The 21,254-nt window shown below is 62.5% G+C and carries 22 protein-coding genes and 3 tRNA genes; 19 read left to right on the plus strand and 6 right to left on the minus strand.

The genetic code is table 11. The features are described 5' to 3' along the window. The first annotated feature begins 3 nt into the window (after positions 1-3). Positions 4-1,659: a DNA repair protein RecN gene (recN, locus tag H143_RS0101650; protein WP_019936480.1), complete on the plus strand. Its 1,656-nt coding sequence runs from the start codon at positions 4-6 to the stop codon at positions 1,657-1,659. A gap of 39 nt (positions 1,660-1,698) precedes the next feature. Here the strand turns inward: recN and fur are convergent, their stop codons facing one another. After that, positions 1,699-2,118 carry a ferric iron uptake transcriptional regulator gene (gene fur / locus H143_RS0101655; RefSeq protein ID WP_019936481.1) on the minus strand — a complete coding sequence of 140 codons (420 nt, stop codon included), beginning with the start codon at positions 2,116-2,118 and terminating at the stop codon, positions 1,699-1,701. Positions 2,119-2,289: 171 nt separating this feature from the next. Here fur and H143_RS19735 point away from each other — a divergent pair, with 171 nt between their 5' ends. Both H143_RS19735 and dapB read left to right on the plus strand, forming a co-directional pair. Beyond that, positions 2,290-2,775 carry an outer membrane protein assembly factor BamE gene (locus H143_RS19735; RefSeq protein ID WP_019936482.1) on the plus strand — a complete coding sequence of 162 codons (486 nt, stop codon included), beginning with the start codon at positions 2,290-2,292 and terminating at the stop codon, positions 2,773-2,775. Between the two features lie 18 nt (positions 2,776-2,793). Beyond that, positions 2,794-3,582 (plus strand): 4-hydroxy-tetrahydrodipicolinate reductase, encoded by a 789-nt coding sequence (gene dapB, locus H143_RS0101665; RefSeq protein ID WP_019936483.1) that lies wholly within the window; start codon positions 2,794-2,796, stop codon positions 3,580-3,582. Positions 3,583-3,605: 23 nt separating this feature from the next. Here the strand turns inward: dapB and murB are convergent, their stop codons facing one another. Then, on the minus strand, positions 3,606-4,667 hold the full coding sequence (murB, locus tag H143_RS0101670; RefSeq protein WP_026349626.1) for a UDP-N-acetylmuramate dehydrogenase: 1,062 nt from the start codon (positions 4,665-4,667) through the stop codon (positions 3,606-3,608). A gap of 94 nt (positions 4,668-4,761) precedes the next feature. On the opposite strand from murB, the gene H143_RS0101675 reads away from it, so the two are divergent. Beyond that, a tRNA-Gly gene (locus H143_RS0101675) sits at positions 4,762-4,837 on the plus strand. Between the two features lie 223 nt (positions 4,838-5,060). Here H143_RS0101675 and H143_RS0101680 read toward each other — a convergent pair. Then, positions 5,061-5,291 (minus strand): hypothetical protein, encoded by a 231-nt coding sequence (locus H143_RS0101680; protein ID WP_019936485.1) that lies wholly within the window; start codon positions 5,289-5,291, stop codon positions 5,061-5,063. Positions 5,292-5,574: 283 nt separating this feature from the next. Between H143_RS0101680 and H143_RS0101685 the strand changes: the two genes are divergently transcribed. The 9 genes from H143_RS0101685 to H143_RS0101725 all read left to right on the plus strand — a co-directional run bounded on the left by H143_RS0101685 (position 5,575) and on the right by H143_RS0101725 (position 13,469). Further along, positions 5,575-6,720 carry a branched-chain amino acid ABC transporter substrate-binding protein gene (locus tag H143_RS0101685; RefSeq protein ID WP_019936486.1) on the plus strand — a complete coding sequence of 382 codons (1,146 nt, stop codon included), beginning with the start codon at positions 5,575-5,577 and terminating at the stop codon, positions 6,718-6,720. Between the two features lie 185 nt (positions 6,721-6,905). Further along, a complete protein-coding gene (locus tag H143_RS0101690; protein WP_019936487.1) occupies positions 6,906-7,856 on the plus strand; it encodes a branched-chain amino acid ABC transporter permease in 951 nt (316 codons plus the stop codon). 13 nt (positions 7,857-7,869) lie between these two features. Continuing rightward, positions 7,870-8,988 (plus strand): branched-chain amino acid ABC transporter permease, encoded by a 1,119-nt coding sequence (locus H143_RS0101695; protein ID WP_019936488.1) that lies wholly within the window; start codon positions 7,870-7,872, stop codon positions 8,986-8,988. Positions 8,989-9,017: 29 nt separating this feature from the next. Further along, positions 9,018-9,791: an ABC transporter ATP-binding protein gene (locus H143_RS0101700; protein WP_019936489.1), complete on the plus strand. Its 774-nt coding sequence runs from the start codon at positions 9,018-9,020 to the stop codon at positions 9,789-9,791. A gap of 3 nt (positions 9,792-9,794) precedes the next feature. After that, positions 9,795-10,511 carry an ABC transporter ATP-binding protein gene (locus H143_RS0101705; RefSeq protein ID WP_019936490.1) on the plus strand — a complete coding sequence of 239 codons (717 nt, stop codon included), beginning with the start codon at positions 9,795-9,797 and terminating at the stop codon, positions 10,509-10,511. 101 nt (positions 10,512-10,612) lie between these two features. Next, on the plus strand, positions 10,613-11,227 hold the full coding sequence (locus tag H143_RS0101710; RefSeq protein WP_019936491.1) for a LysE family translocator: 615 nt from the start codon (positions 10,613-10,615) through the stop codon (positions 11,225-11,227). A 218-nt stretch (positions 11,228-11,445) separates the two neighbouring features. Further along, positions 11,446-12,708: a GGDEF domain-containing protein gene (locus tag H143_RS0101715; RefSeq protein ID WP_019936492.1), complete on the plus strand. Its 1,263-nt coding sequence runs from the start codon at positions 11,446-11,448 to the stop codon at positions 12,706-12,708. A 147-nt stretch (positions 12,709-12,855) separates the two neighbouring features. Beyond that, a tRNA-Cys gene (locus H143_RS0101720) sits at positions 12,856-12,929 on the plus strand. Positions 12,930-13,208: 279 nt separating this feature from the next. Beyond that, a complete protein-coding gene (locus H143_RS0101725) occupies positions 13,209-13,469 on the plus strand; it encodes a hypothetical protein (RefSeq protein WP_019936493.1) in 261 nt (86 codons plus the stop codon). An 11-nt stretch (positions 13,470-13,480) separates the two neighbouring features. Here the strand turns inward: H143_RS0101725 and H143_RS0101730 are convergent, their stop codons facing one another. Then, complete coding sequence (locus H143_RS0101730; RefSeq protein ID WP_019936494.1) at positions 13,481-14,269, minus strand: deaminated glutathione amidase; 789 nt, start codon at positions 14,267-14,269, stop codon at positions 13,481-13,483. 243 nt (positions 14,270-14,512) lie between these two features. Between H143_RS0101730 and H143_RS0101735 the strand changes: the two genes are divergently transcribed. From H143_RS0101735 to H143_RS19740, 4 genes are all read left to right on the plus strand, one after another. After that, the gene (locus H143_RS0101735; RefSeq protein WP_019936495.1) at positions 14,513-15,826 is read left to right on the plus strand and encodes an FAD-binding oxidoreductase; all 1,314 of its coding nucleotides are present in this window, start codon (positions 14,513-14,515) and stop codon (positions 15,824-15,826) included. Between the two features lie 157 nt (positions 15,827-15,983). Further along, positions 15,984-16,059: transfer RNA gene (locus tag H143_RS0101740), tRNA-Gly, on the plus strand. Positions 16,060-16,397: 338 nt separating this feature from the next. After that, a complete protein-coding gene (locus H143_RS22770) occupies positions 16,398-16,775 on the plus strand; it encodes a TraR/DksA family transcriptional regulator (protein WP_019936497.1) in 378 nt (125 codons plus the stop codon). Then, entirely contained in the window at positions 16,750-18,321 is a 1,572-nt protein-coding gene (locus tag H143_RS19740) for a bifunctional aminoglycoside phosphotransferase/ATP-binding protein (protein ID WP_019936498.1), read from the plus strand. Before H143_RS22770 ends, H143_RS19740 begins: the two co-directional genes overlap by 26 nt. 143 nt (positions 18,322-18,464) lie before the next feature. Here the strand turns inward: H143_RS19740 and H143_RS0101760 are convergent, their stop codons facing one another. Next, a complete protein-coding gene (locus tag H143_RS0101760) occupies positions 18,465-19,118 on the minus strand; it encodes a BON domain-containing protein (protein WP_019936499.1) in 654 nt (217 codons plus the stop codon). Continuing rightward, entirely contained in the window at positions 19,115-19,351 is a 237-nt protein-coding gene (locus H143_RS22320; protein ID WP_155803292.1) for a hypothetical protein, read from the minus strand. The genes H143_RS0101760 and H143_RS22320 overlap by 4 nt, the downstream gene beginning before the upstream one ends. 189 nt (positions 19,352-19,540) lie before the next feature. On the opposite strand from H143_RS22320, the gene H143_RS0101765 reads away from it, so the two are divergent. Together H143_RS0101765 and H143_RS19745 are read left to right on the plus strand one after the other, a co-directional pair. Then, on the plus strand, positions 19,541-20,995 hold the full coding sequence (locus tag H143_RS0101765; RefSeq protein WP_019936500.1) for a PAS domain S-box protein: 1,455 nt from the start codon (positions 19,541-19,543) through the stop codon (positions 20,993-20,995). 56 nt (positions 20,996-21,051) lie between these two features. Further along, the gene (locus H143_RS19745; protein ID WP_019936501.1) at positions 21,052-21,252 is read left to right on the plus strand and encodes a hypothetical protein; all 201 of its coding nucleotides are present in this window, start codon (positions 21,052-21,054) and stop codon (positions 21,250-21,252) included. Positions 21,253-21,254: the final 2 nt, after the last annotated feature.

Here is a 21,254-nt window from a genome sequence, read left to right on the forward strand (position 1 = left end):
CCCATGCTACGCACCCTGCATATCCGCGACTTCGTCATCGTCGAACAGGCCGAAATCCACTTCGATGCCGGTTTCACCGTCTTCTCCGGTGAAACCGGCGCCGGAAAATCGATACTCATCGACGCCCTGGCGCTGGCGCTGGGCGAACGCGGCGATGCCGGCGTGCTGCGCGAAGGCGCGCAACGGGCCGACATCACCGCGCTGTTCGACACGCCCGAGGCGCTGACGGGCTGGCTGGCTGAGCGAGAACTCGACGCCGGGCCGGAACTGGCGCTGCGCCGCGTCGTCGACGCCCAGGGCCGCAGCCGCGCCTATCTCAACGGCAACCCGGTCACCGTGGCGCTGCTGCGCGAGCTGGGCGAACACCTGGTGGACATCCACGGCCAGCACGCGCACCAAAGCCTGATGCGGCCAGACGCCCAGCGCGACCTGCTCGACGCCCACGGCGGGCACGCCCCATTGCGCCAGTCAGTGGCACAGGCCTGGAAGCAATGGCGCGCTCTGCTCAAGCAGCTCGATGCCGCCGAGCACGATGCCGGCACCCTGGCCGCGGAACAGGAGCGGCTGCGATGGCAGGCTGACCAACTCGACAGCCTGAATCTGGCGCCCGGAGAATGGGACGCCCTGCAGACCGAGCAGACCCGGCTGGCCCATGCCCAGTCGCTGCGCGACGGCGCCACCCAGGTCATCGAAGCGCTGGACGGCGAGAACGGCTCGGCCCGCCAGCGCATCGGCCTGGCCATGCATCAAACCCAGCAGATGCTGCGCCACGACCCCAGCCTCACGAGCTTGGCACAGGCACTGGAGTCGGCCGATATCGCCATAAACGAAGCCGTGTCCGACATGAACAGCTATGTCGACCGGGTCGAACTCGACCCACAGCGCCTGGCCGAGATCGAGGCGCGCATGGGCGCCGCCTTCGATCTGGCCCGCAAGTTCAGAACCGAACCCGGCGAACTCCCCGCGCTGCGCGACACCCTGCATGCTCGATTGGCGGACATGCAGGCCGCGGCTGACATAGAAGCCCTGCGCCGGCAGGTCCAAGCCGCCCAGGCCGAATACGCCCAGGCGGCCGGCGCGCTTTCGGCCGCGCGCCGCAAGGTGGCCAAGGACCTGGGCAAACAGGTAAGCCAGGCCATGCAGACTTTGTCCATGAAAGGTGGCGCTTTCGAGGTCGCCCTGCTGGAAGGCGCGCCGTCGGCCCAGGGCGGCGAAATCGTCGAGTTCCGCGTGGCCGGCCATGCCGGCGCCACGCCACGGCCGCTGGCGAAAGTGGCCTCGGGCGGCGAGCTGTCGCGCATTTCGCTGGCGCTGTCGGTCATGGCGAGCCGGGCGGCGCGCGTGCCCACCCTGATCTTCGACGAAGTGGACAGCGGCGTGGGCGGCGCGGTGGCGGAGGTCGTGGGCAAGCTGCTGCGCGAGCTGGGCGAGCGCCATCAGGTGCTGTGCGTAACGCACCTGCCCCAGGTGGCCGCCTGCGGCAATGCGCACTACCAAGTCAGCAAAACGGAAAATCGCGGCAAGACGCGATCGGGTATCGAGCTATTGACGCCGGAATCGCGTGTCGAGGAACTGGCGCGCATGCTGGGCGGCATCAAGATCACCGACACCACGCGCAGGCATGCCCGGGAGATGCTTGGGATCGAGGTCAGTTCCTAGGCGGCATCGGATTGCCGGCCAGGCGGTCGAAAATGACGATCAGCGGCGCTTCTGGCAGTTGCTGCAAATCCCATAAAGCACCATGGCGTGGCTTTCCAGGGTGAAGCCATGGTCCTTGGCCACTTTGTGCTGGCGCTTCTCGATATCGGTGTCGGTAAATTCGGTCACGGATCCGCAATTGGTGCAGATCATGTGATCGTGGTGGTCGCCGTCGTTCAGCTCAAACACGGCCTTGCCGGTATCGAACTGGCTGCGGGCCAGGATGCCGGCCTGCTCGAACTGCGTAAGCACCCTGTAGACCGTGGCCAGGCCGATTTCCACGCTCTCGGAAATGAGCGCGCGATAGACATCCTCCGCGCTCAAGTGCCTTTGATCCGACTTGCGAAAAATATCCAAGATCTTCAAGCGCGGAAAAGTGGCCTTCAAGCCCATGTTCTTCAGATCGCTCTGGTCGCTCATTTGGTGGTCACCCGCGGCTGGAAGCGAAGTATGCGGCAGGCCGACTATCCGGTATCGGCTGCAGATATCTCGCTTAAACCTTTATGATAACGGTTTTACCTGTTCCACTATCACTTTACAGGGTCGCCAGCGTTCATGAATGCTCGCCAGTATTGCCTTCCCGCCCATTCCGTGTCGCCGGCTCGCGGCCGCACGTTGCGCTATGCCCGTACCGGTCTGCTCGCACTTTCGCTGGCCCTGGCCCTGGCCGGCTGCAGCTCGGACAAATGGGGTTTCCCCTATCGTCACAGCGTCCAGCAAGGCAACTGGGTCACCCAAGAACAGGTCGCCCAGCTCAAGCCGGGCATGACCCGCAACCAGGTGCGCTTCGTGCTGGGCAGCCCCACGCTGACCGACGTGCTGCATGCCGACCGCTGGGACTATATCTATTACTACCGGACCGGCAGCGGCGTTTCGCAAGAGCGCAAGTTCACCGTCTGGTTCAAGAACGATGTCCTGGACCACTGGGAAGGCGATCCGCAGCCCGACAAACAGCCGTTCCAGCTCAACAAGCAACAGGCTGAAGATGCCATCCGGCGCGCAAAGGACTACGCCGAAGAGCCGCCGCTCCCCGCCGCGCAAGGCGGCAGCGGCTCCACGCCAACCCCTTTCGAATAAATTTTCCCGGAGTTCTTCATGCGTATCGCCATTGCCGGTGCACGTGGCCGCATGGGCCGCATGCTGATCGAAGCCGTGCTCGAAGCGCCGGACATGCAGTTGGCCGCGGCGCTCGATCGCAAGGGTTCGCCCGTCCTGGGCCAGGATGCCGGCGCCTTCCTGGGCCGCGCGACGGGCGTGCACCTGACCGATGATCTCGATGCGCTGGCTCAGGCCGACTGCCTCATCGATTTCACCCGCCCGGAACCCTCGCTGGCGCATCTGCAGGCTTGCGCGCGCCATGGCGTCAAAGTCGTGCTGGGCACCACCGGGTTTGACGCGGCCGGCCACGCCGCCATCGAAGCGGCAGCCGGGAAAACAGCCATCGTTTTCGCGCCCAATATGAGCGTGGGCGTCAACGCCACGCTCAAGCTGCTGGACCTGGCGGCCCGCCTGCTCGCCTCAGGCTACGACGTCGAAGTATTCGAGTCCCATCACCGCAACAAGATCGACGCCCCCTCGGGAACGGCGCTCATGATGGGCCAGACGGTAGCCAAGGCCTGGGGCAAATCCCTGCCCGAGGTAGCCACCTGGGCTCGCCATGGCGACACGGGCATACGCGAAACCGGCAAGATCGGTTTTTCCTCGGCGCGCGGCGGAGACATCGTGGGCGAGCACACCGTGTTTTTCTGCGGTACCGGCGAGCGCATCGAAATCACGCACCGCTCCAGCAGCCGCGCCACCTATGCACAGGGTTCGCTGCGCGCCGCGCGCTTCCTGGCGGACAGGCAGACCGGGCTGTACAACATGCAGGACGTGCTGAACTAGGGCCTGCTGACAGAGACCCTAGTTCAGACCTGCCCCGCCACCACCACGGGCTCGGGGTCCAGTTTCACGCCGTAGCGCGACATCACGTCCCGCTGTATGGCGCGAGCCAGGGCCATTACGTCGTCGGCCTTCGCGCCGCCCCGGTTCACCAGCACCAAAGCCTGGCGGTCGTGAACGCCGGCAGACCCAAGCGCCCTGCCCTTCCACCCGCACTGATCGATCAGCCAACCCGCCGCCAGCTTGTAGCGACCATCGGACTGCACATACGACACCAGTCCAGGAAAACGCGCCAACAGCCTATCGTGCGCGCGCGCGTCGACCAACGGGTTCTTGAAGAAGCTGCCGGCATTGCCGATCGTCGCCGGGTCCGGCAGCTTGGCACGGCGAATGCGGCACACCGCATCGAAAATGGTGCGAGCCGTCGGCGGCGCGCCGGCAGACAGCCCTGCGTCGCGTTGCAGGTCGGGATAGTCCAGCACTGGCCGCCAGGGGCGCGGCAAGGCCAGGCGCACGGAAACGATCAGCCATTCGCCTGGATGCGCGCGCTTGAACACGCTGTCGCGATAGGCGAACCGGCAATCGGCCGCCGTCATATGCACCATGCGGCGCCCGGGAATATGCCAGGCCTGCACGCTGTCCAAGCGATCGGCCAGCTCCACGCCATAAGCGCCGATGTTCTGCACCGGCGCGGCCCCGACCGTACCGGGGATCAACGCGAGATTTTCCAGGCCGTCCCAGCCCTGGGCAATGCAGGCCGACACTACGTCGTGCCAGGCCTCGCCCGCCGCGGCTTCGACGATCCAGGCGTCTTCGCGCTCCTGGACCCGGCACAGGCCGCGCAGAGCCACGCGCGCCACCAGGCCGGGAACTCGGTCCGGCAGCACCACATTGCTGCCGCCGCCCAGGATGAGCAGGGAGGCATGACACCGGGCCAGCTCCGACAGGGCATCGAGCTGCCCGATGCGCTCGATCACGACGCAGGCCGAAGCATGGGAAGCCAGGCCCAGCGTATTGCACGCGGTCAGGTCGCGTGCCTCGGGTTTCAGATCGCAGAGTGGGGGGACTGCGGCAGACAGGTTTGACATCATCGGCGAATTATTGCTATAGTCTTTTTCTTTGCTCATGATACGCGATGCGCAGGGCAATAAATGTGCGGCAGCAAACAAGCTGAGGCACGACGCGGGAATAGCTCAGTTGGTAGAGCGCAACCTTGCCAAGGTTGAGGTCGCGAGTTCGAGACTCGTTTCCCGCTCCAAGAATTTGGCTCATGGACGCTCGGCGGCGTGCATGAGTAGTAGGAAAAAAGTAGTAGGAAAAAGCCAAAAATAGTTGGGGAAAAACAAAACTCACAGCTCGGCTTTTTGCCGGCGCCCTTAGAAAAGGCGCGCCAGGTCATTGCACCGATTAAAAATTAGGGGCCAAATCGAGAGATTGGCCCTTTTTTGTCATTTTCGGCGCCTGCCCGAATACACCCTCATTCATGCATCCGGCCAGCACCACGCGGTCGACACGGCGTGGTTGCGTGCCACGGCGTGATAGTGCCGAGGCTGCCCTTCCACGATGTAGTCCAGCAGACCGTACGGCCAATGGAACGCCTCGATATTGAAGCTGCTGGTCTTGCCCACGTCGCGCGCAGTATTGATTTCATCGTTGGCGCCGACCCATACCCCCCGGCCGCTGCGTGAAGTGCGCAGCGTGCCCGGCGTCACGCCGCGGGTTGATGCGTCCCCAAATGAAAGGAATATGGGAAAATTAGATACCGATCCCTTCCGTAGCGCTGACTAACCGTTGAAAACATGGTCTCGGACCCCATAGGGATTTTCCCCAAGAACTTGGAAATTCATTAAAATCAATTACTTATCAAATCAAAAATTATTAATTGCAATTAGGAATACATGCAAAAATCTCGCACTGCCGACAATTTCGGTGGAAGACTCCGGATGACTCCGTAGGCATGTATCAACAGCAACCCAATTGAAGGGGCCTAAGCATATGAAGTTTCAACTCAAACCCACCAGCGCAGCTCTGATCCTCGCCGGCGTCGCCCTGGCATTCGGCCAAACCGCCTCTGCCGACGTTACCGTCAAGATCGGCAGCGCCGCCCCGCTGACCGGCAGCATCGCCCACATCGGCCAGGACCAGGCCGACGGTGCCCAGCTCGCCGTCGACGAAATCAACAAGGCCGGCAACCTCGTCATCGGCGGCCAGAAAGTCAAACTCGTCCTGGATTCGCAAGACGACCAGGCCGACCCCAAGACCGGCACGCAAGTTGCCCAGAAGCTGGTTGACGACGGCGTCGTAGCCGTGGTGGGCCACCTGAACTCCGGCGTTTCGATCCCCGCTTCCAAGATCTACAGCGACAACGGCGTGACCGAGATCACCCCGGCCTCGACCAACCCGCAATACACGCTGCAGGGCTACAAGACCACCTTCCGCGTGATCGGCACCGACGCCCAGCAAGGCCCCGCCCTGGCCAAATATGCCCAGAAGCTGGGCATCAAGAAGGTCGCCATCGTCGACGACGCCACGGCCTACGGCCAAGGCCTGGCCGACGAGTACGCCAAGACCGCCAAGGCCGAAGGTATCCAGGTGCTGTCGCGCGACGCCACCAACGACAAGGCTACGGACTTCAAGGCCATCCTGACCAAGATCAAGGCCGAGCGGCCCGACGCGATCTTCTTCGGCGGCATGGATGCCACCGGCGGCCCGTTCGCCAAGCAGGCCCAACAGCTGGCCATCAAGGCTCGCATCATGTCGGGCGACGGTGTCTGCACTCCCGACCTGAGCAAGCTGGCCGGTAGCGCCACCGACGGCATCATCTGCTCGATCGCCGGCGGCGATCTGTCCAAGATGGCGGGCGGCGCCAAGTTCGCCAAAGACCTGAAGGCCGCGTTCGGCCACGACCCGGTCGTCTACTCGCCCTCGGCGTACGACGCTGTCCACGTGATCGTCGACGCCATGAAGCGCTCGAACTCGATCACGCGCGCCGGCATCCTGGGTGCCATGCCCTCGACCAACTACAACGGCCTGACCGGCAACATCCAGTTCGACCAGCACGGCGACCTGAAGGGTGCCTCGATCTCGCTGTACAAGTATGTCGGCGGCAAGATGACCCTGCTTGACGTTATGAAGATGTAATCCAGCCTGGATCTTGCGGGGGCCCGCGGGCTCCCGCAAGCAATCCGGCCGCTGGACTTTCTTTTCGTTTTCTCAAGACTCGCCCTCTCCCCGGACGGCGTTTCACTTCTCGCACCCCGACCTCCAGCCTACCCGCGCGCCGCAAGGTGCCCGCTGGCGGGCGCGAAAGACATATCTGAATCGTCATGGACATATTCGTTCAACAAGTTATCAACGGCCTGGTACTGGGCAGCATGTATGCCATCATCGCCCTGGGCTACACGATGGTGTACGGCATTCTCGGCATCATCAACTTCGCGCACGGCGACATCCTCATGATTGGCGCCATGGTCGCCTACACGACGGTCAACCTGCTGCAGCACCACTTCCCCCATCTGGGCAACGTCCCCATCGTGCTGATATCCCTGGTTGTGTCGGCCACGGTCTGCGCCATGGTGGGCTTCACAATCGAGAAGGTGGCCTACCGGCCGCTGCGCAACGCGCCGCGACTGGCGCCGCTGCTCACGGCCATCGGCATGTCCATCACGCTCGAAACCATCGCCATGATCGTCTGGTCGCCTGATCCCTTGCCCTTCCCGCAACTGCTGCCCACCGATCCGCTCAACGTCATTGCACAGACGAACACGACCATCGGCGCGGTGATCTCCGGAACCGAGATCACAATCATCGTGACTGCGTTCCTGGTCATGGGCGGGCTGTTGCTGCTGGTGCACAAGACCAAGCTGGGCCGCGCGATGCGCGCCATCGCCGAGAACCCCAAAAACGCCAGCCTGATGGGCGTGAACCCGAACTTCGTGATCTCGGCCACCTTCATGATCGGCTCGGCGCTGGCCGCTCTGGCCGGCCTGATGATGGCCCTGGAATACGGCCATGTGCACTTCTACATGGGCTTCATCCCCGGACTGAAAGCCTTTACCGCGGCAGTGCTCGGCGGCATCGGCAACCTGGGCGGCGCCATGGTGGGCGGCATCGTGCTGGGCCTGATCGAACAGTTGGGCGCCGGCTATATCGGCCAGCTCACCCACGGCGTGTTCGGCAGCAACTACCAAGACGTCTTCGCATTCATCGTGCTGATCATCGTGCTGGTCTTCAGGCCCTCCGGCTTGCTGGGCGAACGCGTGGCCGATCGCGCTTAAAGGAGACCGCGACATGAACTCCAATAAAAAACTCCTTCTGTACATCGTCTACGCCGCACTGATCCTGATCGTCCCCGAGGTGGTCGGCACCCTGGGCGGCAATTACTGGGTGCGCGTACTCGACTTCGCCATGCTCTATGTAATGCTGGCGCTAGGCCTGAATGTCGTGGTGGGCTTCACCGGCCTGCTCGACCTGGGCTATATCGCGTTCTATGCCGTGGGCGCTTACACGGCGGCGCTACTGTCCTCGCCCCACCTGCCCACCCACTTCGAATGGATTGCCCACGCGCTTCCCGGCGGCATGCACTCGCCCTACCTGCTCATCGCGGTGGTCGGCATGGTCCTGGCGGCGTTTTTCGGCGTCCTGCTGGGTGCGCCCACACTGCGCCTGCGCGGCGACTACCTGGCCATCGTGACGCTGGGCTTCGGGGAGATCGTGCGCATTTTCATGAACAACCTGTATAGCCCGATCAACTTCACCAACGGCCCCCAGGGCATCAACAACGTCGATCCCGTTCATTTCGGGGCGTTCAGCCTGGACAAGGACCACACGTTGTTCGGCTTCACGATCACCGGGTCCATGCAGTACTACTACCTGTTCCTGCTTGGCTCGCTGCTCGTGATCGCGGTGTGTACCCGCCTGCAAAGCTCGCGCATCGGCCGCGCCTGGGCCGCCATCCGCGAGGACGAACTGGCCGCCAAGGCCATGGGCATCAACACCCGCAATATGAAGCTGCTGGCCTTCGCCATGGGTGCTTCCTTCGGTGGGCTGGCCGGTTCCATGTTCGGCGCTTTCCAAGGCTTCGTGTCGCCTGAATCCTTCACTTTCTGGGAATCGACCGTGGTGCTGGCCTGCGTGGTGCTGGGCGGCATGGGCCATATTCCGGGCGTGATCCTGGGCGCCCTGCTGATGTCGATCTTCCCCGAGGTCCTGCGCGTTACCGTGGGTCCGATACAGCAACATCTCTTCGGCCACGAGATCGTCAGTCCGTCCATCATCCGCCAGGGCGTCTACGGCATCTCCATGGTGTTGATCATGCTGTACCGCCCGGCAGGCCTGTGGCCAGCGCCCAAACATGAAGACCGCATGGCCAAGCTGAGCAAGCAGAACGGCAAGCAAGCGGCCGCATAAAGCCAAGACCCACCGATACGCAAAGCAATATGAGCCAAGACATCCGACTTTCCGTCACAGGCGTGAACAAACGCTTCGGCGGCCTGCAGGCGCTCTCCGACGTGGGCCTGCAAATCCAGGCTGGCGAGATCTACGGCCTGATCGGCCCCAACGGCGCCGGCAAGACCACGTTCTTCAACGTCATCACCGGCCTGTACACACCCGATTCGGGCGAGTTCATCCTCGAGGGCAAGCCTTATACGCCCGAGGCCGTGCACCAGGTCACCCAGGCCGGCATCGCCCGCACGTTCCAGAACATCCGCCTGTTCGGCGGCATGACCGCCCTGGAAAACGTCATGGTGGGCCGCCACGTGCGCACGCACCAGACCATCATCGGCGCGGTCTTTCGCACCCCGGCCGAGCGCCGGGAGGAAAAAGCGATCCGCGATCGCGCCATGGAACTGCTCGACTACGTGGGCATTTCGCAATACGCCCACTACACCTCGCGCAACCTCTCCTACGGCCACCAACGCCGGCTGGAGATCGCCCGCGCGCTGGCGACCGAACCCAAGCTGCTGGCGCTGGACGAACCGGCGGCGGGCATGAACGCCACCGAAAAGGTGGATCTCACCAGCCTGCTCGACAAGATCCGCGCCGACGGCCGCACTATTTTGCTGATCGAACACGACGTCAAGCTGGTCATGGGTCTGTGCGACCACATGACCGTGCTCGATTACGGAAAAATCATCGCTGAAGGACTGCCCGAAGATGTCCGGAAGGATCCCAAGGTCATCGAAGCCTATCTGGGCGCGGGAGGTCACTGAACCATGTCCGAAATCGTACTCAAAATCTCGGGCCTGCAGGTCAACTACGGCGGCATCCAGGCCGTCAAGGGTGTGGACCTGGAAGTGCGCAAGGGCGAACTGGTCACGCTGATCGGCGCCAACGGCGCCGGCAAGAGCACCACCATGCGCGCCATCACGGGCCTGAAGCCCTACTCCGAGGGCGACATCCAGTACATGGGCCAGTCGATCAAGGGAGTGCCCACGCACGAGCTGCTGTCTCGCGGACTGGTCATGGTGCCCGAGGGCCGCGGCATCTTCGCGCGCATGACCATCTACGAAAACTTGATGATGGGTGCCTACAAGCGCAACGACAAGGCCGGCATCGAGGCCGACATCGAGCGCATGTTCACCTTCTTCCCGCGCCTGAAGGAACGCGCCACCCAACTGGCCGGAACGCTCTCAGGGGGCGAGCAGCAGATGCTGGCCATGTCGCGTGCCGTGCTCAGCCAGCCCAAGCTGCTGCTGCTGGACGAGCCCTCGATGGGCCTGTCGCCCATTCTGGTCGACAAGATCTTCGAGGTCGTGCGCGAGATCTCCCAGGAAGGCATCACCGTTCTGCTGGTCGAGCAGAACGCCCGCCTGGCCCTGCAGGCCGCCAACCGCGGCTACGTCATGGACTCGGGTTCCATCACCATGGCCGGTGACGCGCAGGAAATGCTGCACGATCCGCGCGTGCGCGCCGCCTATCTGGGCGAATAGACCGCGCTGGCCATCGATGCGGCCGATCTGCTGGCCGCCACGCAGGGCAATGAGCTAAGCTTGTTGCCCTGTTTTCATTTATTGCCGTCCCGAGGCGCCCCATGGCATTGCATACCTGGCTCTTGTACCTGCTCGCATCGACCGGCCTGTCCATCACGCCTGGCCCCAACACGCTGTTGGCGCTGACCCACGGCGCTCTGCACGGCCACCGCAAGACGCTGTGCACGATCAGCGGCGGCGCGCTGGGCTTCACGGGCCTGATCGCCTTGTCCATGCTGGGCATCGGCGCGCTGATCCAGGCCTGGGAGCCGGCCCTTATCGTTCTGAAATGGGTGGGTGGGGCCTACCTGATATGGCTGGGCGTGAACCTGTGGCGCTCGCCCGGGGTGCAGGTCCAAGCGCAGTCCGACACGGCCGCCGTCTGCGTGCGCGGCGCGCGCCTCTTTCGCCAGGGTTGTCTGTCGGCCGTATCCAATCCCAAGGCGCTGCTGTTCTACGGCGCCTTCCTGCCGCAGTTCCTCGACCCCGAGCGCAGCCTCGCGCTGCAATTGGCCATCATGGCCGCCACGTTCGTCATCATCGAGTTCATGTACGAATATCTGCTGGCCCGCCTGGCCCACCGCGTCCAGCCCTGGCTGGCGCGCCATGGACGCCGCTTCAACATGACTTGCGGCGCGCTGTTCGCCTTGTTCGGCATCGCCATGCCCACGACCTGAGGCAGGCGGCCTTCGCCGGGCGTTTCATCACAGGGCCACATAACTTATAAACGCGGCGACCCGGTGCGGAATCCGGAATAAGCGCTGGGTCACTTCCACCGTTTTGCCAAGGCGCGCGCTGGCAGACCCCGGCGAAGCATGTTAAGTTTTTGTGACTGAACAAGACGGATCAGGAAAGCGCCGTCCACTCCTCTAGCACGAGGGAAACTCCTCGCGATATGTCCGGCATCCTCCTCCTGCTGCTGCAGGCCCTGGCCTTTTTCACCGTCTTGGCGACGACTTTCTACTATCGCAGGACACTGGGACTCGGGGTTTTCTTCTGCGTGCTCGGGGCCATGCATTTCCTCGAGACCTACCTTGCCGCCGTCTACTTCATCCCATCGCCGTTCGGTCTGATCTCGCCGGGATCGACCATACTCTTCTCGGGCAAACTGGCCGTCTTCCTGCTGCTCTACATCAAGGAAGATGCCGAGAACATGCGCCAGCCCATCTATGGCCTGCTGATCGGCAACGCGCTCATGCTGATGCTGGGCCTGCTGCTGCGCCTGAACTTCGATCCGGCAAGCCTGCCCGGCTACAAGCCCGACCTGCAATTTCTCGACCAAATGGGCCTGCTCATGATCCTGGGCACCGGTTTGCTGTTCATCGACCTGATCGCGCTCGTGCTCCTGTACGAAAAGCTGCGTGCAACCATCGTGACGCGGCGCCTGTTCGGCCGGATCTTCACCAGCCTGGCCATCGTGCTGACCTTCGATCAGATCTGTTTCTTCAGCGGCCTGCACTATCTGGCCCACGTACCGATGTCGGCCCTATACGGCGGATGGATCGCCAAGATGATCGCCTCCGCCTTCTTCAGCCTCATGGTGACGGTCTATCTGCGCTACGTGGAAACCGATACGCCCGGCATTCCAGCAACCGCGTCCCGCGATGTATTCGACCGCCTCACCTATCGCCACCGATACGAGAAGCTGATCGAGCAGGTGGGCCGCGATGCACTGACCGGCCTGCAGGATCGCGGCCAGTTCGACCTCAAGGGTCCGGCGACGCTGCAAAACTCGGCGCAGAACAAGTTGCCCTTGAGCCTGCTGATGATAGACATCGACGATTTCAAGCGCATCAACGATCAATACGGCCACCCGGCCGGGGACCGCGTCATCCGCAGCGTGGTCGAAACGATACTCTCGATCTTGCGCAAACAGGATGCGCTGTTCCGCTATGGCGGCGAGGAGTTCGCGCTGTTGTGCCTGGGCATCTCGGACAACGAAGTGACGGCGATGGCCGAACGCATCCGCCTGGCCGTGGCCACCGCTTCGCATCCCGGCTTGAGCCGGCCCGTGACGATCAGCATCGGCGTGGCGAGCTTTCGCCGCCACGCCCTGGATTTCCCCACGCTGCTGGCGCGGGCGGACGAAGCGCTGTACCACGCCAAGTCCCTAGGCCGAGATAAGGTCTACGCCCAACCCATCCCGTCCGCCACGTGACCTCGACCGGCGCGGTGTGCCTCTTTCGTTTGCCGTCCCATGTGCCCCAGGAACGGGGCTAACAGAGCTTGCGCACTTGCGGGTTGGCCTTTCAGGCGCTGCCATGCCCACCGCTTGAGGTTTGTTGTATAGTAGAGAGCTTGCCAAGGCGCAATGGCAGAGTGGTCATGCAGCGGATTGCAAATCCGTGTACGTCGGTTCGATTCCGGCTTGCGCCTCCAGAATTCCCCTGCTTTATCAAGACATTGGCTCACCGCCTTGGTGAGCCTTTTACTTTTCTGGGATTATTGACTGCAAATTGCCGCAGCCCGTGGGGGACCCCGTCGATTCGCCACGACCGTCCGCCACAAGGGTTCGCCGCTGGGCGCACATACTCGACCGTGTGTCAAACCCGCGGCCGCACTGCGTTTTGATGCATTTGCTCTCAAGAAGACGCCACCGGCCCGGGACAGAGGTGATAAAACGGCGGAATTTCCTGTTGCACATGATGAGGCGTTTGCATGCACACCCGGCGACTTGCCCTGGCCACGACACTCATCACCCTGATGGCTGCGCTGTCCGGGTGCTCGAGCACCCGGCATCCGGCCGCGTCCACCGCGTCCGCGGCCGGCGCGCCTTTTGCGGTGGACTCCAGCTGCCGCCGCGGCAGCTCCTGCATGTACAACGGGCACTACGACCCGGGCGAACGCGAATATGCCGAGAAGGAAGCGCGGCGCCTGAACGAGGCCGAATACCAGCGCCTGGTCCATTCATCCTGGTAGCAGCCCAGACCCTAGCCCAACTCGGGCGCGGCAAAGCGGCGGTTTTTCAGAACGGGCAGTGACGCGCGGGCATGCGTGAGACGCGCGGGGTCGATTTCGGCGAACACGAGCGCGGGGTTCTCGGCCGCTCGCGCTATGGCCACGCCCAGCGGATCGACCACCATGCTGTTGCCGATATTGCGCGGACCGCATTCGCCGCACGCCGCGACGTAGACCGTGTTGTCCAGGGCGCGCGCGGTGACCATGACCTCCCAGTGCATTTCCTTGTGCGGCCCCTTGACCCACGCGGACGGCAAGACCAACAGATCGGCGCCGTCCAGCGCCAGGCGTCGCGCCAGTTCGGGAAACCGCACGTCGTAACACGTCATCAGGCCCACGCGCAGCCCCGCCACCTCGACTAGCGGCGGCACCTCGCCCCCCGCCTCGACCCGGCTCGACTCCTTCATCGAGAACGCATCGTAGAGATGCAGCTTGCGGTACCGCGCGACAAGCTCGCCGTCGCGGATCGCGATCAAGGTGTTCCAGGCGCGCCCGTCCTCGGTCGGAACATGCACCGTCATCATGGACGTCATGCGCGAGCCACGGCTGGCGTCCAGCAGTTGCGTGACGAACGGCCCATCCAGCGGCTGCGCCGCGCGGCGCACCAGGTCCGGGTCGGCCATGTCGCAGGCCAGGACGGCCTCCGGCAATACCAGCAGATCGGCGCCAGCGGCGTTGGCACGCGCCATCAGGTCCATGCACGTGCGGGCATTGTCTTCCCACACCTTGCCTACGGCGAATTGCCCTAAAGCGACTTTCATCAGCGGCCTCCTTACATTCATGCGATATGCACAGACTGCGTTCCCGACATCATCGCACGTGATGGACGGCAAGCCATTCTTGCAATGCCTCCTGGCCAGCGCGCAGGGGCGGCTTAAAGCCCGTTTAACTCATCATTGAACTCAGCTTATCGGGAAGTCGCTGTAAGCTAAAACACGGCGGGAACCCGACGCTTTCCTGCATAACGGTAACTTGCGCGAACGCTTGCCAGATTAAGAAAAAACATGCCCCGTATCCACGCCCCTTTTTTTTCCGAAAATGCCGTCGACACCCCGTACTGGTGGGAGGCCGCTAAGCCCCAAGCGTCAAACACCGACGAGCTGCCCGCCCATATCGAAGTGGCCATTGTGGGCGGCGGTTTCACCGGCCTGAATGCCGCCCTCGTCCTGGCAAAAGCGGGCAAGCAGGTCTGCGTGTTCGACGCCGAGGCGCCGGGCTGGGGCGCCTCCTCGCGCAACGGCGGGCTGCTGGGGCCTGGCTGGGCTTTTTTCGATACCGGCATGGCCTACGGACCGGATGTCGCCCGCCGCCTGGTCCAGGAGAGCTTCCTGTCCTTGCAGCACGTCAAAGATGTCGTCGCGCGTGAACAGATCGATTGCGATCTCAAGGTGGTTGGCTATTTCCGCGGGGCGATGACGCCGCGCATCTATGACAAGCTGGGCCGCGACATCGAGCGGCTCAGGCAAGCCATGCCCTGCGATGCGTATCTCGTCTCCCGCGCCGAACAGCACCAGGAAATCGGGACGGACCTCTATCACGGCGGCATCGTCATGCCCGGATACGCGGGCATCCATCCGGGCAAATATGTCCAGGGGCTTGCGAGCGCCGCGACGCGCGCGGGCGTACGCATCTTCAGCAACGCGCGCGTCAGCGATCTTCACGCAAAATCGGGCGGATTCACGTTCAGGGTCCGCGAGCGCGAGGTCGCGGCCGGCCAGGTGCTGCTCGCGACCAACGGCTACAGCGCTGCGCTGCACCCCTATCTGAAGCGGCGCATCATTCCTGTGGGCAGCGGCATCATTGCGACCGAGCCGCTGGCACCCGCGGTCATGGACCGGCTCATGCCCAAGCGCCGGATGCTCGCCGGGAGCCAGCGGGTGGTGACCTACTACCGCCCCTCGCCGGATGGAACGCGGATCCTCTTCGGCGGCCGAGTGCTCGATATGAGCAATAGGGAAAAAGTCGCCGTGGCCAACGCAAAATACATCCGCAGCCTATTACTCAAGGTATTCCCCGAACTGGAAAACACCAAGCTGTCCCATTATTGGCACGGGCAACTCGGATTTACATTCGATCATCTTGCGCATACCGCGAGGATCGACGGTATGTTTTTTTCAGGGGGATACAACGGCACCGGCGTGGCCCGTGCAAGCTGGCTCGGCCACAAGATCGCACACCAGATGCTGGGCTCCGATCTGGGCAAGACGGTCTACTCCGATCTTAAATTCGAGACCAGACCCTACTTTCATGGCAAGCCCTGGTTCTTGCCCTTGGCGGTAGGGTTCTACGGCATGCTCGACAAATGGGATCAGCGGTGATCGCCCTTGCTCGATACCTCTATCGGACACGGATGGGCGAATAGAGGAATTCGGCGAGGCGCGCCGGGCCTTATCCCAAAAGACAAACGCAAAAATTTATGTATAATCCTGCTCTTGCTGATGACCGAGGCACTCGTGCCAAAGACATAGCCAGCATGCGGGAATAGCTCAGTTGGTAGAGCGCAACCTTGCCAAGGTTGAGGTCGCGAGTTCGAGACTCGTTTCCCGCTCCAGAATTTCGATATGCGCCGCAGGCTGCAATCAAGAGCATACGCAAGGTATTGATAAAAGGGGCGAATCGCAGATTCGCCCCTTTTTCATTTGGCCGCCGCGGGCGGGACCACATTCGAATGAATCCAAATGAGCAGTTTGGCAAAGGGCATGGTGCACCTGCCTTGCTGGCCTGTTTTGCTCCACCTCAACTCATGCGCTTGCAGGTGCCTGCCTTTGTCCTGGATCAAGGCGGCCGCGTAAAGATTCTGGCAAATTTCCCATGCGGGCGTGATCTGCGCGGCAAATCGCACCCGTAAGCGAAGCGCACTTATTTGAGTTTGCGCCAGGAGAAAAAGCGATGAACCATTTGTCGGCGTCCGCGCTTGAACTGCTGAAAGCGCGCCTGGTCGCCCTGCGCGAGAATGCCCTGCACGAGGCTTGGGCTGCTCAGACGCGTAGCCTGGACACCGTCAACGACGAGTATCCGAAAGTCCAGGACCCGACAGAACGCGCCGAATCGCGGCGTGAGCAGGAAATCGACGGGGCGCAGGCCGACATTGACCATGTCATGGCCGACGCAGCCCAGGCCGCCTTGCAAAGAATTTCGGATGGAAGCTATGGCACCTGCCTGGAGTGCGGCCTGCCGATACGGCAGTCGCGCCTGCTGGCCATCCCGATCGCGATCCGATGCTCCGACTGCCAGCGCATCCATGAGCGGCGTCAAGCTGCGCGATAGGGCTTATATGTACTCGTCTTCCGACAACGCCCTGGATGCGGCGTTGAACTTTCTTGCCGCAGAGCAGGAATCGGCTGGTGCCGATCCGGACAAGATGGTGCTGGAGACTTCGATTTCAAAAATTCTCCTGATCGGTACGCACGCCTACAAGTTCAAACGCGGCGTGCGATTGCCGTACGTGAACTACGCGACCGCGCAGGACAGGCTGCAAGCCTGCGAAAAAGAACTCGAGCTCAACCGCGCCTATGCCCCCGAGCTGTATGACTGCGTCTTGCGCATCACGCGCAAGACGGACGGCGCGCTGCAGATAGGCGGGGAAGGCGAATTGGTCGAACCCGTCATAAAAATGGCCAGATTCGATCAAGACTGTCTGCTCGACCGGATGACGACGGCCGGCAAGGTGACCCCCGCGCTGCTCGCATCGCTTGCGGCCGTGATCGCCGACTCGCATGCCCGGGCCCCCTTATCCCGGGACATCGACGGCGGCAGACGCGTGCGGGAGGTACTGGACCTGAACGCCGCATCGATCGCTGCCTCCCCCCTGAGTGCACGCTATGCCGGAATCGACCGCAGACTCAGGGCCGCCTGGCGCGAACACGCGGACCTGCTGGACGCGCGTGCGTCGCGCGGCAAGGTGCGCCGCTGCCACGGCGATCTGCACCTGGACAATATCTACGTCCTGGACGGCCGCCCCGTTCTCTTCGATTGCCTGGAGTTCAGCGACGAGCTGGCCACCACGGATGTCCTCTACGATCTTGCGTTTCCCTTAATGGACTTCTTGAGCCTGGGCCGGGCCCACGACGCGAACAGCCTCTTGAACCGATACCTCGATCTATGCGGCGACGACGACGAGGGCCTGAGTTTGATGCCGCTTTTCATAGCGATGCGCAGCTGCGTCCGATCGCTGGTTCTTCTGCACAAGGAATCGGCTTCGCCTGCCTGCGCAGTGCCTGGAGCCGGACTCTCGGCACGCCAGTATCTGGCGCTGGCGCGCCGTTGCCTGAAGCCGGGCCAGGCACGGCTGATATGCATCGGCGGATTGAGCGGTTCGGGAAAATCGACTGTGGCGGCAGCTCTCGCGCATCGCCTGGGACCGGTCCCGGGCGCGCGCATCCTCAATACCGATCGAATCCGCAAGCGACTGTTCGCGGTGGAACCCGAGAAGCGTCTGCCGGATTCGGCCTATATCCCGCAGATATCGGACGAGGTCTACGCCCTTTTATTGCAACAAGCCCGGATCGTATTGAAGCAAGGGTATTGCGTCGTGCTGGACGGCGTCTACGAATCCGCGTCGCGCCGGCAGGCGCTGCAAAATTTCGCCCGGGACATCGGAGTTCCCTTTTCCGGGTATTGGCTAAACGCGCCGCTCGACGTGCGCGAGAGGCGCGTCATCGGCCGCACGCACGATGTATCGGATGCAACCGTGAAGCTTCTGGCGGTTCAAGCATCGCGCAGCCAGGCCGTACGCGACTGGAAGGTGCTGGACGCCACGGCGCACGCCCAAGCCATCGCCCACCGGATCGAACGGGACATTCTGGATCGTTAGGGCGATGGCCCGCCGAGCAGCAATTGCGCCACGTCGCCGCGGTCCAGGGCGCAATGCGTGGCTACAACTAGGGCCTGTTAACGCTAAAAGGAGCCGCGCACTGGCTGGGAAGCGTCCTTCATCGGCGCCTCATGGCGACGTCTTTAGCCGATCGACAGGCGATCTTCCACCGAATCGACCCCCGCGATCGACCAGGCCGCCCGTTCCGCGGCAGTGCGCTCGGCCCAGGACTTGACCTTCCCGGTAAGCGTGATCTTGTTGCTGCCGTCGACATCGACACGAATGGCAGCCGCGTCCACGTCGGCGTTGCGGTGCAGCGCAGCCTGGATAGTGGCTTTTACGTCAGAAGCATGAACATGGGGCGCGATAGTGATGAGATTGTTTACTCCCAACACGCCGGAAAGACGGCGCACGGAACTGGTTGCGGCGTCCCGCTGAAACTGCCACGGCACCGAGCCTGTCAGCGTCACCCAGCCTTCCTGGACTTTCACCTGGATGGTCTCCTGAGGAATCGCTACGTTCCAGGCGATGATGTCCAGCGCGCGCTTGGCGATCTGGTCGTCGTCGGTCTGCGGCAGGCCGGGATACGTCACGTGAATTTCCTGCGCGATGCCACGTATACCTTTCACCCTCAACGCTGCGCGTTCGGCCGTGCACTTTTGGTCATACGTCGAGACATGTCCGCTCAGCGTGACGATGCCGTCGCCCACGGCAACCCCGATGCGGCTGGCATCCACGCTGGGTTCGAATTCCAATTCGTCGATGACAAACTGGCGCAACTCTTGGTCTTTCTTCATTTCAAGCTCCAGGATAGGATTTTCAATGTCAGATTGGCGCTGTTAGGCGAACACAACTCCCGTGCGCCTTCATGCCGATGGCGGGCGCAGATATCGGCTTTTGTGTCATGGAGTAACCAGACTGCCCATTCAAGAGCTTCGCGCGTGGTTCCGCGCGAAACGCCCCATGCCAAGACGAAACGCAGGGTGCGATCGGCCAGATACGCAATGTCATACGTTTTCCGTCGATCCATGATCAACTCGTCTATCTAAGACGCTCACAGTATGTGCGGCCGGCCGGATTCTTCATTGATCTTTATCAATCGGCCGCGAAGGCGAAAAAATTGCGTGCGCGTCCCGGCAACGCCTCAATCGAATAGCCCCTCCCCCGAACGATCGGGTTGCGCGCTCGGCTGCGCGCGACAACAACGCCCCAGGTGGCCATGGAAAACCACGCCGTCGAAAGCCAGACCATGAGCTGGTTGCTCACCTCAGCGACCGAACCCATGCTGATCGCGGACGGCGACGGCCGTCTGCTCCTGGTCAATGGGTCGGTCGAACGGCTTTTCGGCTACGGCTGCGGACAATTGCACGGCGCATCGCTCGCCACCTTGTTCCCGGGCCTTGGTTCAGGCGTGCATGCGGCAGCGCAGGCGTGCGGGCTGAAAGAGCTTGCAGCGTGTCGCAAGGATTGCAGCCAATTTCCCGCCCAGGTGCATTTTTCGGCCCTTCAGACCCACTGGGGCATGCCGCTCGTGCTCGCTACAGTCCGAGACCTGACGTCAAGCAAGCAAACCCAACAGGCATTGCTCGATAGCGAGGCGCGAATGCGCGCCATTGTGGACACCGCTGTCGATGCCATCATCACCATCGACAGACATGGCACCATCGAACGGATGAATCCCGCGGCGATCCGCATGTTCGGTTATGGGGAGCATGAGACGGTGGGCAATAACGTATCGATGCTGATGCCCACTGCCTATCGCCAATTGCATGACGGATTTCTACAGCGCTATCTCACGACCGGCGAGAAACGCATCATCGGCATCGGGCGGGAAGTGATGGGACAACGCAAGGACGGCACCTGTTTTCCGATGGATCTGGCCGTCGCCGAGATGCATATCGGGACAACGCGCATGTTCACCGGCATGGTCCGGGATATCTCCGAGCGCAAACGCTCGGAGGCGGAAGTCGTGCGCCTGCTGGCCGAATTGACCCGCGCCAATGAAGAACTCACGAACTTCGCCTATGTCGTTTCGCACGACCTGAAGGCTCCCCTGCGGGGCATCAGCGCCTTGGCCAACTGGATTGGCACCGATTATGCGGACCCGTTGGGAGATCAGGGCCGCCAGCAACTGCATCAGCTTTCCGCGCGGGTCGCGCGCATGGGCGCCCTGATCGACGGCATCCTCGAATATTCGCGCGTGCGAAGCGACAATGAAGCGCCGGAGCGGGTCGATATGGTCGAATTGACCAGAGAAATTATCGATTCCCTGGCGCCCGCGGATCATATCCTCATCCGTGTGGACCCGCGCCTGCCCGCGGTAACGGCGGACCGCGCCCGCATGCACCAGTTGTTTCAAAACCTACTCGCGAATGCGATTCAGCATTCCGACAAGGAGCGCGGAGAAATTTGGGTGGGATGCAGCCAGCAAGACGGCGATCCGGTCTTCTCGGTGTCCGATAACGGCATGGGCATCGAGCCGCGCCATGTCGACCGCATCTTCCAGCTTTTCCAGACGCTCGCATCCAGGGAAGAAACGACCGGCACCGGAATCGGCCTGGCCTTGGTCAAGAAAATCGTCGAAATGTATGGGGGAAGGATTCACGTCGAATCGACGCCGCGTCTCGGGAGTACGTTCTCGTTCACGCTTCCTCGCGCCACGCGAGGCCCATAAGAACAGAGGATGCGGGATGAAGCAATCGGATCGACCCATACGGGTCGTCGACGAAGATGAAGAATGCCCTCAGGGGGGACGAACAGTTGCGCCGGCAGCCCGTCATCGTCCTGGCCACGTCGGCCGAGCAACAGAACACCGTGAACAGCTTGAACCTCGGCGTGGCGGTTTATATGGCAAAGCCCATAAATTATCGGCAGTTGGTTCAGATGATGCGCCATATCGACCAATATTGGACACGCAGCGAATTGCCCTGACC

It is taken from the genome of Bordetella sp. FB-8 (assembly GCF_000382185.1).
Lineage (GTDB): Bacteria > Pseudomonadota > Gammaproteobacteria > Burkholderiales > Burkholderiaceae_B > Bordetella.

Bases quoted from the DNA above. Each gene is read 5' to 3' on its own strand.
- recN (WP_019936480.1), top strand. From the start codon at position 4: ATGCTACGCACCCTGCATATCCGCGACTTCGTCATCGTCGAACAGGCC.
- fur (WP_019936481.1), bottom strand. From the start codon at position 2,118: ATGAGCGACCAGAGCGATCTGAAGAACATGGGCTTGAAGGCCACTTTT.
- dapB (WP_019936483.1), top strand. From the start codon at position 2,794: ATGCGTATCGCCATTGCCGGTGCACGTGGCCGCATGGGCCGCATGCTG.
- murB (WP_026349626.1), bottom strand. From the start codon at position 4,667: ATGTCAAACCTGTCTGCCGCAGTCCCCCCACTCTGCGATCTGAAACCC.
- H143_RS0101685 (WP_019936486.1), top strand. From the start codon at position 5,575: ATGAAGTTTCAACTCAAACCCACCAGCGCAGCTCTGATCCTCGCCGGC.
- H143_RS0101690 (WP_019936487.1), top strand. From the start codon at position 6,906: ATGGACATATTCGTTCAACAAGTTATCAACGGCCTGGTACTGGGCAGC.
- H143_RS0101695 (WP_019936488.1), top strand. From the start codon at position 7,870: ATGAACTCCAATAAAAAACTCCTTCTGTACATCGTCTACGCCGCACTG.
- H143_RS0101700 (WP_019936489.1), top strand. From the start codon at position 9,018: ATGAGCCAAGACATCCGACTTTCCGTCACAGGCGTGAACAAACGCTTC.
- H143_RS0101705 (WP_019936490.1), top strand. From the start codon at position 9,795: ATGTCCGAAATCGTACTCAAAATCTCGGGCCTGCAGGTCAACTACGGC.
- H143_RS0101710 (WP_019936491.1), top strand. From the start codon at position 10,613: ATGGCATTGCATACCTGGCTCTTGTACCTGCTCGCATCGACCGGCCTG.
- H143_RS0101715 (WP_019936492.1), top strand. From the start codon at position 11,446: ATGTCCGGCATCCTCCTCCTGCTGCTGCAGGCCCTGGCCTTTTTCACC.
- H143_RS0101725 (WP_019936493.1), top strand. From the start codon at position 13,209: ATGCACACCCGGCGACTTGCCCTGGCCACGACACTCATCACCCTGATG.
- H143_RS0101730 (WP_019936494.1), bottom strand. From the start codon at position 14,269: ATGAAAGTCGCTTTAGGGCAATTCGCCGTAGGCAAGGTGTGGGAAGAC.
- H143_RS0101735 (WP_019936495.1), top strand. From the start codon at position 14,513: ATGCCCCGTATCCACGCCCCTTTTTTTTCCGAAAATGCCGTCGACACC.
- H143_RS22770 (WP_019936497.1), top strand. From the start codon at position 16,398: ATGAACCATTTGTCGGCGTCCGCGCTTGAACTGCTGAAAGCGCGCCTG.
- H143_RS19740 (WP_019936498.1), top strand. From the start codon at position 16,750: ATGAGCGGCGTCAAGCTGCGCGATAGGGCTTATATGTACTCGTCTTCC.
- H143_RS0101760 (WP_019936499.1), bottom strand. From the start codon at position 19,118: ATGAAGAAAGACCAAGAGTTGCGCCAGTTTGTCATCGACGAATTGGAA.
- H143_RS22320 (WP_155803292.1), bottom strand. From the start codon at position 19,351: ATGGATCGACGGAAAACGTATGACATTGCGTATCTGGCCGATCGCACC.
- H143_RS0101765 (WP_019936500.1), top strand. From the start codon at position 19,541: ATGGAAAACCACGCCGTCGAAAGCCAGACCATGAGCTGGTTGCTCACC.
- H143_RS19745 (WP_019936501.1), top strand. From the start codon at position 21,052: ATGAAGAATGCCCTCAGGGGGGACGAACAGTTGCGCCGGCAGCCCGTC.